The sequence below is a fragment of the Peijinzhouia sedimentorum genome (genome assembly GCF_049340005.1).
In the GTDB taxonomy this organism is placed as follows: domain Bacteria; phylum Bacteroidota; class Bacteroidia; order Cytophagales; family Cyclobacteriaceae; genus CAXBDP01.
In genome coordinates this window covers 95,275-109,778 of record NZ_JBMPIY010000009.1, presented here as the reverse complement: position 1 = coordinate 109,778, position 14,504 = coordinate 95,275, and the positions used below count along the sequence as shown (strand labels likewise).

Annotated in this window: 15 protein-coding genes; 3 read left to right on the top strand and 12 right to left on the bottom strand. The window is 37.1% G+C overall.

Annotation, left to right across the window (positions count from 1 at the left end; genetic code table 11):
- Positions 1 to 258: 258 nt before the first annotated feature.
- Positions 259 to 756, bottom strand: a complete 498-nt coding sequence (gene tpx, locus ACOXY8_RS12740) for a thiol peroxidase (RefSeq protein WP_458331984.1) — start codon at positions 754 to 756, stop codon at positions 259 to 261.
- Positions 757 to 853: 97 nt separating this feature from the next.
- Positions 854 to 1,825 (bottom strand): tryptophan--tRNA ligase, encoded by a 972-nt coding sequence (gene trpS, locus ACOXY8_RS12735; protein WP_458331983.1) that lies wholly within the window; start codon positions 1,823 to 1,825, stop codon positions 854 to 856.
- Between the two features lie 90 nt (positions 1,826 to 1,915).
- Here trpS and ACOXY8_RS12730 point away from each other — a divergent pair, with 90 nt between their 5' ends.
- Positions 1,916 to 3,001, top strand: coding sequence for a DUF1573 domain-containing protein (locus tag ACOXY8_RS12730; RefSeq protein WP_458331982.1), 1,086 nt, complete (start codon positions 1,916 to 1,918; stop codon positions 2,999 to 3,001).
- A 182-nt stretch (positions 3,002 to 3,183) separates the two neighbouring features.
- Here the strand turns inward: ACOXY8_RS12730 and ACOXY8_RS12725 are convergent, their stop codons facing one another.
- The 4 genes from ACOXY8_RS12725 to ACOXY8_RS12710 all read right to left on the bottom strand — a co-directional run bounded on the left by ACOXY8_RS12725 (position 3,184) and on the right by ACOXY8_RS12710 (position 7,705).
- On the bottom strand, positions 3,184 to 4,362 hold the full coding sequence (locus ACOXY8_RS12725) for an acetyl-CoA C-acyltransferase (RefSeq protein ID WP_458331981.1): 1,179 nt from the start codon (positions 4,360 to 4,362) through the stop codon (positions 3,184 to 3,186).
- Positions 4,363 to 4,396: 34 nt separating this feature from the next.
- Entirely contained in the window at positions 4,397 to 5,245 is an 849-nt protein-coding gene (locus tag ACOXY8_RS12720; RefSeq protein ID WP_458331980.1) for a hypothetical protein, read from the bottom strand.
- Positions 5,242 to 6,210, bottom strand: coding sequence for a vWA domain-containing protein (locus tag ACOXY8_RS12715; RefSeq protein WP_458331979.1), 969 nt, complete (start codon positions 6,208 to 6,210; stop codon positions 5,242 to 5,244). Before ACOXY8_RS12715 ends, ACOXY8_RS12720 begins: the two co-directional genes overlap by 4 nt.
- Before the next feature lie 88 nt (positions 6,211 to 6,298).
- The gene (locus ACOXY8_RS12710) at positions 6,299 to 7,705 is read right to left on the bottom strand and encodes an MATE family efflux transporter (RefSeq protein WP_458331978.1); all 1,407 of its coding nucleotides are present in this window, start codon (positions 7,703 to 7,705) and stop codon (positions 6,299 to 6,301) included.
- A gap of 124 nt (positions 7,706 to 7,829) precedes the next feature.
- On the opposite strand from ACOXY8_RS12710, the gene ACOXY8_RS12705 reads away from it, so the two are divergent.
- Positions 7,830 to 7,961: a hypothetical protein gene (locus ACOXY8_RS12705; RefSeq protein ID WP_458331977.1), complete on the top strand. Its 132-nt coding sequence runs from the start codon at positions 7,830 to 7,832 to the stop codon at positions 7,959 to 7,961.
- Between the two features lie 40 nt (positions 7,962 to 8,001).
- Here the strand turns inward: ACOXY8_RS12705 and recQ are convergent, their stop codons facing one another.
- From recQ to ACOXY8_RS12675, 6 genes are all read right to left on the bottom strand, one after another.
- The gene (gene recQ / locus ACOXY8_RS12700) at positions 8,002 to 10,131 is read right to left on the bottom strand and encodes a DNA helicase RecQ (RefSeq protein WP_458331976.1); all 2,130 of its coding nucleotides are present in this window, start codon (positions 10,129 to 10,131) and stop codon (positions 8,002 to 8,004) included.
- 87 nt (positions 10,132 to 10,218) lie between these two features.
- On the bottom strand, positions 10,219 to 11,007 hold the full coding sequence (locus ACOXY8_RS12695) for a rhamnogalacturonan acetylesterase (protein ID WP_458331975.1): 789 nt from the start codon (positions 11,005 to 11,007) through the stop codon (positions 10,219 to 10,221).
- 15 nt (positions 11,008 to 11,022) lie between these two features.
- Positions 11,023 to 11,910, bottom strand: a complete 888-nt coding sequence (locus tag ACOXY8_RS12690; protein WP_458331974.1) for an arsenite methyltransferase — start codon at positions 11,908 to 11,910, stop codon at positions 11,023 to 11,025.
- 235 nt (positions 11,911 to 12,145) lie between these two features.
- A complete protein-coding gene (locus ACOXY8_RS12685) occupies positions 12,146 to 12,940 on the bottom strand; it encodes a PhzF family phenazine biosynthesis protein (protein WP_458331973.1) in 795 nt (264 codons plus the stop codon).
- 7 nt (positions 12,941 to 12,947) lie between these two features.
- A complete protein-coding gene (locus ACOXY8_RS12680; protein ID WP_458331972.1) occupies positions 12,948 to 13,256 on the bottom strand; it encodes a DUF3817 domain-containing protein in 309 nt (102 codons plus the stop codon).
- A 12-nt stretch (positions 13,257 to 13,268) separates the two neighbouring features.
- The gene (locus tag ACOXY8_RS12675; RefSeq protein ID WP_458331971.1) at positions 13,269 to 13,850 is read right to left on the bottom strand and encodes a HupE/UreJ family protein; all 582 of its coding nucleotides are present in this window, start codon (positions 13,848 to 13,850) and stop codon (positions 13,269 to 13,271) included.
- A gap of 115 nt (positions 13,851 to 13,965) precedes the next feature.
- Between ACOXY8_RS12675 and ACOXY8_RS12670 the strand changes: the two genes are divergently transcribed.
- The gene (locus ACOXY8_RS12670) at positions 13,966 to 14,454 is read left to right on the top strand and encodes a DUF6702 family protein (protein ID WP_458331970.1); all 489 of its coding nucleotides are present in this window, start codon (positions 13,966 to 13,968) and stop codon (positions 14,452 to 14,454) included.
- Positions 14,455 to 14,504: the final 50 nt, after the last annotated feature.

Sequence of the window (14,504 nt, the reverse complement as noted above, 5' to 3'; positions counted from 1 at the left end):
TACATTAGAAGTTTTTTGTAGAGATGAAAAACCAAAAGAGGCTGCCTCACTTATGAGACAGCCTCTTTTAATAATATAAAATGATTTTTAGATTTGTTGTGTACTAAATTTTAGGAAATACTACATGTTTCATTTGATTAACAGCTTTTATCTCAACTATTTTGGATACTATTAAAAATAGTATTTGAGTGCAGGTAAGAAGTAGCTCATTTGAAGCAGTCTAATTTTATGGGTATTGTGCAGAAAGAAGTGCCTGATTTATATTGCGGCAATTGCAGCTTCATAATCAGGTTCGTGTCCAATTTCTGGAACAAGTTCGCTGTGTGTCACTTTTCCTTCTTTGTCAAGCACAACTACTGCTCTAGCCATAAGACCACTAAATCCGCCATCTACTATTTTCACACCGTAATCAGTATCGAAACCACGGTTTTTGAAATCAGATAATGCATGCACATTTTCAAGTCCTTCAGCCGCACAAAATCTCTTAAGTGCAAATGGTAGGTCTTTTGAAACGCAAAGAACAACGGTGTCAGGAAGGTTATTTGCTTTTTCGTTGAATTTGCGAACAGAAGTGGCACATACTGCTGTGTCCACACTTGGGAATATATTGAGGATTACTTTTTTGCCAGCAAACTGATCTGACGACACTTCTGATAAATCATCCTTCGTTAGATTGAAATTTGGTGCCGAAGCTCCTTTTTGAGGTAATTCACCATTGGTATTGCAAGGTGTTCCTCCTAATGTAATTTTTGCCATTGTATCTTATTTTAAGTTTTCTGGTTTAATAGAGTAAACTGCTCTGAGTTATAAATGTTATTAATTCTACTATTCGTTTGCTATCAAATGATAATGATTAAGCAAAACCTAATTTAGCTCTTACATCAGCTATTTTTGCTTGAGCTATTGCTCTAGCTTTTTTTTCACCTTCTACTAGTTTTTGTTCTAGTTCATGCGGGTTCTCCATGTAGTAATTGAAGATTTTTCTTGGCTCTGCGTATTTATCTAAAAATAAGGCCAACAGTTCCTTTTTAGCATGACCATAACCAAATCCTCCCGCTTCATATTTAGCTCGCAATTCGCTTGTTTGCTTGGTATCAGCTACCAAACTGTAAAGCTTAAATACATTACAGGTATCAGGGTTTTTAGGCTCTTCCAAAGGAGTACTATCTGTTAAAATAGACATAACAGATTTTTTTAAATCCTTTTCATTATCAAAAATATCGATCGTGTTTTGATATGATTTACTCATTTTCTCGCCATCAGTACCCAGAATGGTTTTTAAATCTTCATTGATTTTGGCCTCAGGTAATACAAAAGTATCGCCGTATTTGAAATTGAAGCTGCTGGCAATGTCACGAGTCATTTCCAAATGTTGCTGCTGATCCTTACCTACAGGCACAAAATCCGCGCTATATAGAATAATATCTGCCGCCATCAACACGGGATATACAAAAAGGCCCGCATTCACATCGCTTAGTCTGTCCGATTTATCTTTGAACGCATGGGCATTGTTGAGCATGGGAAAAGGAGTGAAGCAACTCAAATACCAAGTGAGCTCGCACACCTCGTTGATGCGGGATTGGCGATAAAATATATTCTTATCTGTATCGAAGCCGAAGGCAAGCCAAGCCGCTGCAATAGCATTTACATTTTGCCGGCGAACTTCGGCATCCTTTATGGTAGTGAGTGAATGAAGATCTGCTATGAAAAAAAGAGAATCATTTCCACCTTGTTTGGACATTTCGATTGCTGGAATGATTGCTCCTAGCAGATTTCCTAAATGGGGTCTTCCCGAACTTTGTATTCCTGTTAAAATCCTCGCCATGTTAAATTCTTAATTTGGATGCAAATTAATAAAATTAACGGTGGCGAGACTGTAACTTTGTTGAATTGAAAAGGATCTAATCCGAAAAATATGAAATTGAAAAACCTATTATCATTTCTTGTCTTTGTCTTTTGTTCGCAATTACTTCAAGCTCAAAACGTTTTACCGATTAAGTTTGACCAAGAAAGAAAAGATTTGGGAAGGGTAAAGGAACAAGCAGGATTGGTGGAAGTCTCGTTTTCATTTACAAATGTGACTGATTCAGTAGTGCAAATCGACAAGCTAGAGATGGATTGTGGATGCACGACAACTGCCTATACTGGAGATCCACTTGAACCAGGTGAGTTGGGTTATGTGCAAATAATGTATGACCCAACGAATAGGCCAGGTGCATTTAGTAGAATTACTCAAGTGTTTTTGAAGGGGCTAGAAGCACCTATCAATTTGATTATTGAGGGTACAGTTGTGATGCCGATTATCAACCCGATGAGAGAATTTCCTCATGTAGCGGGAAATCTACGGTTTAGAACAAAGTATGTGAATATGGGAAATTTCACAACTAATGATACCATATCCTACATTGTAGATATTTATAATGCTTCTGAAGAAACTGTTCATTTGTTGGCAGTAGAAACTGAAGCTGAGTTTTTGAAATTTTCATTTTTGGCAGATACTATTATAGGGAGTAGCCATACCGAAATGGAAGTTCTGTATTTTGGGACAAATAGAAATGACGTAGGATATTTTATTGATTCGGTGAATATTTTGACAAGTGATGAAATAATGCCTAGGAAGCCGCTAATTATAACATCGACTGTAGAAGATTATTTCCCACCGATGACGCGGGAGGAATTGAACAGAGCACCTTCTATGGGTATAACCGAAACACTATTAGATTTTGGCAATGCAGATAAAGGAGAGGTGGCAACAAAGTCTTTCAAATTTAGAAACTCAGGAGCAAGTGATTTAGTAATCCGCAAGATCATCAGCAACTGCGATTGTGTGACATTCACTTTGGCCAAAGATAGCTATGCTCCAGGTGAAGAAGGAGAGGTTACTATCCATTTTGATACTACAACAAGGACAGGAACGGAATACAAAAATCTCACATTTTTCACCAATGATCCACGTTACCCAGCCAGACAATTAATGGTAAAAATTAATATTAGAGACTGACTTTCAGATTATCCCTCTACCTCTTCAAGTGAATTACAGTTGAAGTTGGGAATGATTTAGAGCGGATTAGAAGTTTATTTTAGCACATGGCTTCCCTTAATGAAAGTGAGGCTATAGTAAATAAAAAAAATCCCTCTATGATTTCTCAAAAAAGGGATTTCAATTTTATTGCTAATTGGGAATTACATTTTCTCAATTACAATCGCAGAAGCACCGCCTCCGCCATTGCAAATTCCAGCAACTCCAATTTTGCCATTTTCTTGACTTAGAATGCTACTTAGCGTTACTACAATTCTAGCACCTGAGCAACCGATTGGGTGACCAAGCGAAACTGCACCACCGTAAATATTTACCTTTTTAGGGTCAAGATTTAGGATTTGATTATTTGCAATACACACCACAGAGAATGCTTCATTTATTTCGTAAAAATCTACCTCTTCAGCTTTAACGCCAGCATTTGCCAATGCCTTTGGAATTGCCTCTGAAGGAGCAGTTGTAAACCACTCTGGCGCTTGCTGCGCATCTGCAAAACCTCTGATTTTAGCAATTGGCTTAATGCCTAAAGCTTCTGCTTTTTCTTTACTCATAAGTATTACTGCTGCAGCACCATCATTGATCGAAGATGCATTGGCTGCAGTTACTGTTCCATCTTTATCAAATACGGGTCTTAGAGAGGGGATTTTATCAAATTTTACATTCGAATATTCTTCGTCTGTATCTACCACAATTGGGTCACCTTTGCGTTGAGGAATACTTACAGGAGCGATTTCTCCTTTGAATTTGCCAGCTTCGCTAGCTGCAGCAGATCTTTTATAAGATTCTATAGCATAGGCATCTTGATCTTCGCGGCTTATTTTTTTGTCTGTAGCACAAAGTTCAGCAGCATTACCCATGTGATAGTCTTTGTACACATCCCAAAGTCCATCTCTAATAATGCCATCTACTACCTTGCCATGGCCAAGTTTTGCTCCCCAGCGGTTATTTTCAAGATAGAATGGAGCATTGCTCATGGATTCCATTCCTCCTGCCACTACCACGTCGTTGGTTCCTAACATAATGGACTGGGCTCCTAGCATAATGGTTTTCATGCCAGAAGCACAAACTTTATTTACGGTAGTTGTAGGAGTATTATTTGGAATACCCGCAAAGATAGATGCTTGCGTTGATGGAGCTTGACCTACATTGGCTGTAAGCACATTTCCCATATACACTTCATTAACTTCGGCTGGGTCTAAATTGATTTTTGATAATGCACCTTTGATTGCTTCGGCACCAAGTTGCGGAGCTGTAAGTCCGGCTAATGCACCACCAAAACTACCAATAGGTGTTCTAGATACGGATACGATATATACTTCTCTCATTTTTAAATATATGGTTGATAATAGTTTTTAGATTTTACCAATCAGGCTTTCCTGATTTCTTAGGTTGGTTCGTTTGACGACGCTTTTGTTGGATGTATTGAATTTCCTGATTTTTCAAAGCTTCCAATATCATCATGGCCGTCTGTTCATTCATGTTGAGTTCTTCGAGCTTTTCTTTCAGAGATTGCATATCTTCCATTCTCTGATCTTTCTCGTTTTGCTCTTGCTGTTGAGGATCTTGATTTTCTTGTTCGGTTTCGTTCTCGGCTTCACCTTCTTGCTTTTCAGCTTCAGACTGTTCTTCGTTTTCCTCTTCGCCTTTTTCTTGATTTTCTTCTTCGCTTTCAGAACCTTCCTCTTGCTCCTTTTTCTCTTCTTCACCTTGTTCTTCTTGTTCTTGCTCATTTTGCTTCTCCTCTTCACCATCTTCATTTTCCTGCTGTTCTTTTTGTTCATCAAGCAGTTTTTTGGTCAGCTCGTAGTTGTAGCGAGCTTCCTCATTATCTGGAGCAGCTTTCAGTGCAGCTTTGTAATAGTTTAGCGCTGTTTTATAATCCTCTTTGGCAGAGGCCATATTGCCCAATTGCTGGTTGGCAATGGAGCGAACATTCATATCAGATGAAGCAATAAGCGGTTTGTAAGCTTTCTCGGCCTCTTCCATATTGCCTGCATTATAATATGAATGTGATAAATTCAGCAACATGTTTGGGTCAGTTTGCTGATATTCCTGCATAAGTACTGTGTACTTATTTATTGCAGTTTCAAACTCTCCATTGTTAAATGCCTCCCGCGCTTCTTTCTTCAATGTGTTCATCTTAGCGATATCATTGAAGTCAGTAATGGGATTTATTACTAGAAATATTATTAAGATAAATTTTATCATAGTTTAAATAATCTTACACTTACCAAAGCATCTACAAACATTAAAAATAGGCCGGCCGCAAGGAAGTAATAATACTTATTGGCAGTCACATCTACTTGTCGGCTTTGTCTGAACTCTCCTTCTACACTATCAATTGCGCTTATTAGCCTTGGAGTTTCATTTATACTCTCGTTTATTTCAAAGTATTTTCCGCCTGTCTCTACTGCAACTTCCTTAAGCGCTCTAGAGTTCAAACGTGTAACGACAGGTTGGCCATTTTGGTCTTTACGAACATCCACACCATCTCTGATTGTGCTACCTTCCTCTGTTCCTACACCAATGGTGAAAACTTTTACGCCTTCTCTACGCAATTCTCTTATTGCATCGCTGGTTTCATCTCCGAAATCTTCACCATCACTTATAAGAACAATAATTTTTGAAGATTGCTTTCCTGACTGATCACCTTCTTGAATTAGCTTATCTAAAGCCATTTTCAATGGAGGGCCAAAGTCTGTTCCACTTGAAGAAACCAAATTTGTATTGAGTGTTTCTATAAAAAGATTAAGCGCTGAATTATCAAAAGTAAGGGGACACTGGACAAATGATTCGGAACCAAAAATGATTAAACCTAATCTGTCAGTGACGAAAGTATTCGCGAGTTTTTTTAACTCAAACTTCACTTTTTCAATTCTTGTTGGAGCAATATCATGCGCATCCATCGACTTTGATAAATCTACCAATACATAAATATCCTTGCCGCTTGATTCTACTTCCTTTTGCGTCACGCCAAATGTGGGTCCGAGTAAGGACACAATTATTAAAGCGAAATAAATACTTCTGATTATAAATTTGTAGGACCAGTTTCCGCCTTTTTGCTTGAGCAGTTTGCCTGCCTGATACCAGCGACGGAAATATAAAACATAGGCCAAGCAAAAAAGCCCAATTACACTTACTTCAAATGTGGAAAAACTATTAAACCACTCCATTCATTGTATTTTTCATGGTGAACCATCACCCTATAAGCAAATATAGTTCCTGATAGCTTAGTCGCAAACCGCTTTGTTTGTGGCGGTATTAAACTTGTTTAGATAGTATTACTTCTTCTGCAATGTCTGGCTTTTTTACAGCCTCTTTTTGTCGGATTTTCTTGAGTTCTTTATTTACATAGTAGACTATCAAAATGGTCATAATTACGTCTATCACAGTTGCACCAAAGAACACTCCTCTTATTCCAAAATAAATTGGAATAATGAGCATCACAGGTATATAAAAAATTAATTGTCGCAGTAAAGCTAAAATACTCGCAATTTTTCCTCGCTCAATAGATGGAAAGAAAGTAAGGCCCATAAAAACAAGTGGGAGTAAAGGAAGCACAAATGTATATACTCTGAAATTCCAAATCTCCTCTGGCCCATAAGTATATCCTGGTAACATCAGGCTTAGCGAATTTTCAGGAAAAATATTCATCAAAAGCCAGAATGGAAATATGATAAGGAAACCAGCCAGAGAGAATGTTTTGTAGCTACTTTCCACTCTGTCCATTTTGCCAGCGCCATAGTTCATCCCAATCACTGGCTGTAAAGCTCGCATCAATCCAAAAAGAGGAGTAATCAGAAATAAAACTGTTCTGTGGGAAGCCGCGAAAAATGCGACATCCGATTGAGTTCCGTAATTGTTGATGGCGTTGTAAACCACCAATGCTTGAATCAAGCCCATCAGCGACATGATCAATGATGGAAAGCCAAGAGAAAGTATAGATTTGGAGAGTTTTTTATCAATTCCCAAGTAGCGTACATCTGTATCAAATGAGGCTTTACCGCGAAGGAAATACCAATATCCTACAATCGCATAAGTAATCATCCCAATATTAGTGGCCCAAGCAGCGCCTGCCACACCCATTTCAAATGTTGAAATAAAAATTGGGTTTAAAATGATATTGATAATTAAACCGATGGCCATCATATAGGCTGCTTCTTTGAGTTTACCTTCACCACGTATAAGCATGTTGATTGCTAAACCCAAAATCCAAAAGAAAGCACCAGGTAGGGTGGCTTTGAAATACTCCGTTCCAAGCCTAAGCAATTCACCTTCAGCTCCCATAAGAGAAACCATTTCTTCGGCGAAAAACCATGATGGAATGGCAAATGCAGCCGATATGATAAAGCACAGGGTGGTAATGTTACCTAATATTTTTTGCTGCGAACTGGTGTCGCCTGCGCCAATAGCAATACTCAAAACCGTTCCAGCACCTATGCCAATAAGTGAGCCTAAGCCAAAAGTTATTTGAGAAAGCGGGTAAGATATTGAAACTGCAGCCAAGGCAGTAGCATTGATTAGTTGGCCTACAAATACGGCATCCAGAAAGGCATTGAGCCCGAATAATACCATAGCAAGAATGGCAGGAACCGAAAGTTTCCACATCACTCGCCACATATTTTCGTTTATAATAAGCAGTTTTTGCTTATCTCTTATTTGAGCCATAAATAATTTTGTGGAATCTAAGGGAATCAATAAAACACTAAATGTAAAGGAACTTTAGATTAAAAAGTTCATGTTTTGATCAGTGAATTAATTATTTTTGTTTTGTACTTATTTAATTTACCAAATGAAATTCAATAAAATAACGGTAATCATTTTAGTATTTGCACTCAGTATTGTATTTACAGGATGTGGCAAAGAAGATGGCGGAAATGTGGAGCCTGAACAAGAAGAAGTAGATAAACAACCTGTGGAGTAATTATTAGGTTGGTTTGAATAGGAAGTTTTATAATGCTTTCTTACTTAATCTTTTGAGCCATCATCATTTTTATCTGACCATAACTTATAGATGGCGGGAGGTTTTCTTTGAGAATTTTCAAGCTGCCCATTCCAAATTGCTGAATAGCCTTGTTTATCATTGCTTGGGTCTTTTTATCTACAAATTTCTCAATTGGGATAGTTCCATTACCTACAAATCCTGCTAAATGCCCTTCGATGGTAGAAGTCGCCATGGATCGAATTTCAGCAATTTCCTCAACACTATTTCCTTGCTTATATAGCTCGTAGCTTTCAGTTTTTGTATCTGTTATTTTATTTACCTTTTTAGCAGTAACTCTCTTTTTGTAATGGATTCGAGATTGGAGTTTATTTTCTGTGCAATAATTATGAATCACTTTGAGAAAGTCCTGTCCATATTTTTCCACCTTGATATTCCCAAACCCACTTATTCGTAACAATTCAGTAGAGTCTTGCGGGAGGTAGGTGGCCATTTCTAATAAACTAGCATCAGATAATATCACATAAGGAGGCACTTTTTCACCTTCTGCTAGTATGCTACGCAAGGAACGCATTTTTTCAAATAGGGCTTTTTCTAGATTTTCAGCTCCTGCCTTCTGACTAACTTTTGACTTAACTTTTCTAATCTGATAGGGCTTTTGTCCCTTCAATATTTCCCAGCTTTTTTCTGTTAATCCAAGAACGGGCATTTCATAGCCATTTTGAATTAGTACTTCATCTTTCAATAATTGTCTAAAGAATGTTTGCCAACCTTCTTTAGTCATATCACCTCCAATACCAAATGTTTTTAGCTGGCGGTGATGAGCGTGAATTTTTTTGGATTTTGATCCTTTTAAGAAGTCTATTACATAGCCCATTCCAAAGTTTTGTTCCAATCTAGCTACCGCAGATAAGGCTTTTTGGGCATTTTCTGTTGCATCTTCCACCTCAAATTTGGTAAGACATACATCGCAATTTCCACAATGATCTGGAAAAGCCTCATCGAAATAATTCATCAAATACTGCCTTCTGCAAGTATCTATCTGACAAAATTCCGCCATTTGTTTGAGCTTTTTATCCAGTATTTTTGTCTGCTCTTGGTTGTCGTCTATTTGAATAAAGTATTGGAGTTTCTGCACGTCGCCATAAGAGAAAAACAGCAATGCTTCACTTGGTAGACCATCTCTACCAGCTCTGCCAGTTTCTTGATAATAGCTTTCAATATTTTTTGGCAAATCCATGTGTATTACAAATCGCACATTCGATTTATCTATTCCCATTCCAAAAGCAATGGTGGCAACCATTATTTGCACTTTATCATTCTGGAAAAGCTCTTGATTTTGTTGTCTAGTGTGCTGATCTAATCCTGCATGATAGGGTAGGGCGTCTATTCCTTCATTTTGGAGCCTTTCAGCAGTATCTTCAACTGATTTTCTGGATAGGCAATAGATAATGCCCGAATCATTTTTATGCTCAAGCAAGAAATCCATCAGCCGTCCAAAGCTTTGTGATTTTTGCTCTATTGTATAGCTAATATTTTTGCGATTGAAACTGGAAATAAAAATGCCAGGATTTCTTAAACCTAGTTTAGATAAGATATCTCTGCGGGTAAGCTTGTCGGCTGTAGCGGTAAGTGCCATTACGGGCACATTTGGAAATTCCGTGGTTATTTGATGCAAAGCCAAATATTCAGGCCTGAAATCGTGACCCCATTGCGAAATACAATGTGCTTCGTCAATTGCAAATAGGCTAACATTACATCTTTTCAGCCAATTGATTAAGGGATTTGTTCCTCCAATAAGTCTTTCTGGTGCACAATAGAGTAATTTAATTTTACCGGATTCGGCTTCATTTAATATTCGACTTTGCTCCGTTGCAGATTGGGTTGAATTGATAAAAGCCGCATTTATTCCATTTAGTCTTAGTGAGTCTACTTGATCTTTCATCAAAGCAATAAGTGGTGAAATCACAATTGTAAGGCCATCAAAAACCATGGCAGGTATTTGATAACAAATTGATTTGCCTCCGCCAGTAGGCATTATCGTTAGGCAATCTCTTCCACCAATTACAGAATTGATGATTTCTTCCTGTCGATCTCTAAATGATTGAAATCCAAATGTTTTGTTTAGTATGTGTAGAGCTTTGGTAGTCATTTTAAATAGAAACTGACATTTTTATCATTTGCTATTTTAAGAAAATAGCTGAAAAAATACAAAAAAAAGTAAGAAGATAAATTAGGATTAACGCAAGGTTTTCAATGAGTTATAAACCAATTCGGCAACTACTTTGGCTCCCTCTGGTTGGAAATGTGTATTGTCATTACTGCCTTCGGGATAGGCTTCATACAATCCAGCTTCAAAATTCATAAAGTAATTATTCGTTACATATTCTCGGCCTTTAGCCGTAAAATGTTGCATGGAAAGTTGAGTCAAATCAACTAAATATACATTCAATTCATTGGCTACTTCTATTGCCGCTGTGTAGTATTCGCCATGTACATTTCCAAGTTTATCATCTTTCCATGGGTAATTTCTACTCACTGGCGTTATTATGATTGGAGTGGCACTTTTCTCACGACTTTGATTCACAAATAGCCGCAAATATTCCTTGTAGCCTTCTGTATTCACATATCTTTCAGGGTTTTTTTCAGATGCATCATTATGGCCAAATTGCATCAATACGAAATCTCCTTCTTTCAATTCTTGATACACTGCCGACCAGCGGCCTTCTTCAAAAAAGGTTCTCGTGCTCCTCCCGCCTCTTGCTCTATTATCTACTTTCACCGAATCAAGATGAGATAGGAGCCGAACGCCTACTATGTTTTGCGGACTTACAAATTCCTGAAATACTTGCCCCCATCCAGTCATAGGATAGCGGGTTTTCATATAGTCTTCGCCATAATTTTCATAATCCGCCATGGTAGAGTCACCTATCAGGAAAATGGTGGAGCTTTTCTCACGGCTCAAAAAAGCAAAAAGCCCTATCAATACAATGAAAAGTACTGATAGAGCTAGTTTTGATTTAATCATTTGTAGTTTGGTTTGCTAGCAGCAACCCGAACCTGGTGCACAAGTCTGTGCAGTTTGAGAAGCTGAAAGTTGACTTAAGTTTATTTTTTGTTTTGCTCCTGGTTTAGCAGCAAATACTGTAATGCTAAAGATACCAGTAGCACCCGAATTAAATTCTTTTATTTCACTTTCGCTCAAATATTTGCTCAAAATATCATTTGGAATGACAATCGGCTTTTCTTTTTGGATCGTGATGTTTTTGAAGCCTTGCTTCTCAATAAAGTTTAAGTATTCATCTTTTTGAATAGCACCTGAAACACAGCCAGCGTACATTTCTGCATCATGTCTAAGCGCATCTGGCAAATCCCCAACAAGTACGATGTCTGAAATACTAAAGTGACCACCAGGTTTCAAGGTTCTAAATATATCAGCGATTACAGCTTTCTTGTTAGGCACTAAGTTGAGTACACAATTACTCACAATTACATCAGCTGTATTGTCAGCCACTGGCATATTTTCGATATCCCCAAAACGGAACTCTACATTGTTGTAGCCCAATTTGTCAGCATTGATTCTTGCTTTGTTTATCATCGCTTCTGTGAAGTCGATGCCAATTACTTTGCCTTTTTCACCTGTTTCATGTCTTGCAATAAATGCGTCATTTCCAGCTCCTGAACCTAAGTCTATAACAGTGTCGCCTTCTTGTATTAGCGCAAACTGAGTAGGTAATCCACAGCCTAAACCTAAATCCGCATCGGCTTGATAGCCTTTGAGGTCGGTGTAGTCGTCTGTCATAATGTTGTAAACTTCGTTGGAGAATCCTCCCGCCCCACAGCATGAGGCGGCATTCAAGTCTTTATTTTGTAAAGCTATTTCGCTATATTTTTCGCGAACAATTTGTTTTAATTTTTCTTCGTTTGACATGATTTTATTGGCTTTAATTGAAATAAGTGTTTTGATTAAAGAATAGCAAGTAATTGCTCTAAAAGCTCAAAATTACTTACTCATTTATTATATTGCAATATTACGATGAATTAAACCCAATAGTTCAACTAAATGGAAAATATTTTTTTGTAGATGAGGTTTTGATTACGAAGAAACGTTGTAAAAAGCGGGAGGGAAGTTTACCAAGGAATATTTTACAAGACTTGTAATAGAATTAGAGAGTTAATTTTCCTTTGAAAATCGTTCTGAATTCACCTTCTAGAGTCACAATATCATCATTCTGGATTTCGCAATCAAAATAACCACCTCTAGGACTATGCTGTATTGCGACGAGCTTTTGCTTGTTTAATTTATTCGCCCAAAAAGGAACTAAGGCAGCATGTGAAGAACCTGTAGCGTGATCTTCCAATTGTTGAACATGCGGCACCAAAGTTCGACTCACAAAATCAACCTTTTTAGCAGCAGCAGTTACAGCATATCCAAATACTTCTGATTGTCTGAGTAATGCAAAATTTGGTTTCATATTTTTCACATCTTCTTCGCTTTCTAAAAGGACTATATCTTTATTAGAGGTTTTGAAATAACCGATAATTGGTACACCTAGACCTTTGGTAAGTATTGCTGGAATTGATTTTTCTTCAAGAGTTGGGATGGCGTTGATCTGAATTTGGCAATGATTTTCATCTATTGCTGCTCCGCTAATTTCACCTCCCGCATAATTCAAAGTGATTGCAGTAGTGGTGTTATTTCTATTTGATAAAAAAGCAATTGCAGCTAATGAGCCATGACCACAGAGTCCAATTTCGGCATCTGGAGCAAACCATTTCACTTTTATTTCATCATTATGTTCGCACAAAAATGTGGTCGCAGGCTGGTTTAAGTCTGAGGCAATTTGCTGCATTTTACTAGCTGTGATTTCATGTTCAAGCCAAACAACTGCCGAGACATTACCTAATAAGTTATGTTGCTCTTTACCAAAGACACTAATTAATTGTATATCAGCTTCCATAATTCGCTTATTTTAAGGCTGCTTCTTCATGCTTTAAAAATTTACTATCCATATAAAATGTGCCGAAGGGCAATAAGGAGGCAATAAATAATTTCAAGAAATCTGGGAACTTCCACATGAATTTTCTCCAGCAGATAACAGTAAGTACACAATAAGTCAAGAAGAGGTAGCCGTGCGCAATGCCAACTATGTAATTTGGTAAAGTAACCTCAGCAAGGTATTTAAGGGGCATTGTGATTAAAAACAAAGCTAGGTATGAGATGCCTTCTAGTATTGCAGTAATTCTTAGATATCGGATTGCTTTCTCTTGTGTCATTTAGTATTTGATTTAAATTAAGCCAAAAATCATTAAGAATGATACTCCAGCAGCTGCGCCAGAAAGCACCAAATTCCATTCTCTCTTTTTTGCTTTGAATAAATCAACTGTGATGAAAGCCAAACCAAGTGTTATAAATACTATTAATATTTGACCTAATTCGAGGCCGACATTGAAAGCAAAAAGTTCAAGAATTACTGAATCTTGCATGGCCAATATGCTTCGCAGGTAGCTCGAAAAACCTAATCCGTGAATCAATCCAAAAACAGCTGCAGTGCCATATTTGATTTTGGCCGTGTTTCTAAAATTGGAGTCAGGTCTATGGATTACAATATTGAATACGCAGGTAAGAAAAATGGTAATTGGAATTAACATTTCTACAATCTCCTGTTTCATGTAAATCAACTCGAAGGTGGCTAAAACTAGAGTGACGCTATGACCTAAAGTAAAAGCAGTGACCATCCAAAGGATACCTTTCCAATCCTTTATAGTATAAATAGCGCAAAGTGCTACTATAAAAAGGATATGGTCATAACCCTTTACGTCGGCTATATGTTCAAATCCTAGTTTTAAAAACAGTGTAAATTGATCCATAGAAGTTTTTTTTTGAGTAAATTTATCCTTTAAAGACCGTAATCATTAATAGTTTTTCAGTTAATTATTTTAGCGGTTGTTTGATTAATTTGTATATCCTCAATTTTGAATTTATATGTTGAATTTTATCCTATACTTTTCCCTACTCTTAAGTGGCACTCATCCTCTTTATCTGTCTAATACACTGATGCAATACGACGAGGGTAAGAATTTCTTAAGTGTGAAAGTACAAATATTCGAAACAGATATCCAAGAGATACTGATGATTGCACACGGGATTGACATTGTGAAAGATGGTAATAATCCTAATATTCAGAAGTATGTTGATGAATACATTTGGCATAATTTGAAAATTCAAATTGATGGTGCATTAAAAAATGATTATGTATTTATCAAAAAAGGGAAAAATTTTGACGCATTGATTTATGAATATCAATTGAAAGGCGTGACCAAAACTCCAAATATTATAAAAGTAGAAGCTACTTATCTAATGGAGCTTTTTGAGGATCAGACGAATATTGTGACGGTTTCAATTGGAAAAAGAAAAAAAACCTTCCCTTTGAAGGCATTTAATACAGAAGCAGAGTTTAAAATTAATAATTGATAAAATCAGTAGAATAATTGTTTAGGAAAAGGCAGCCCTAATATCAATTT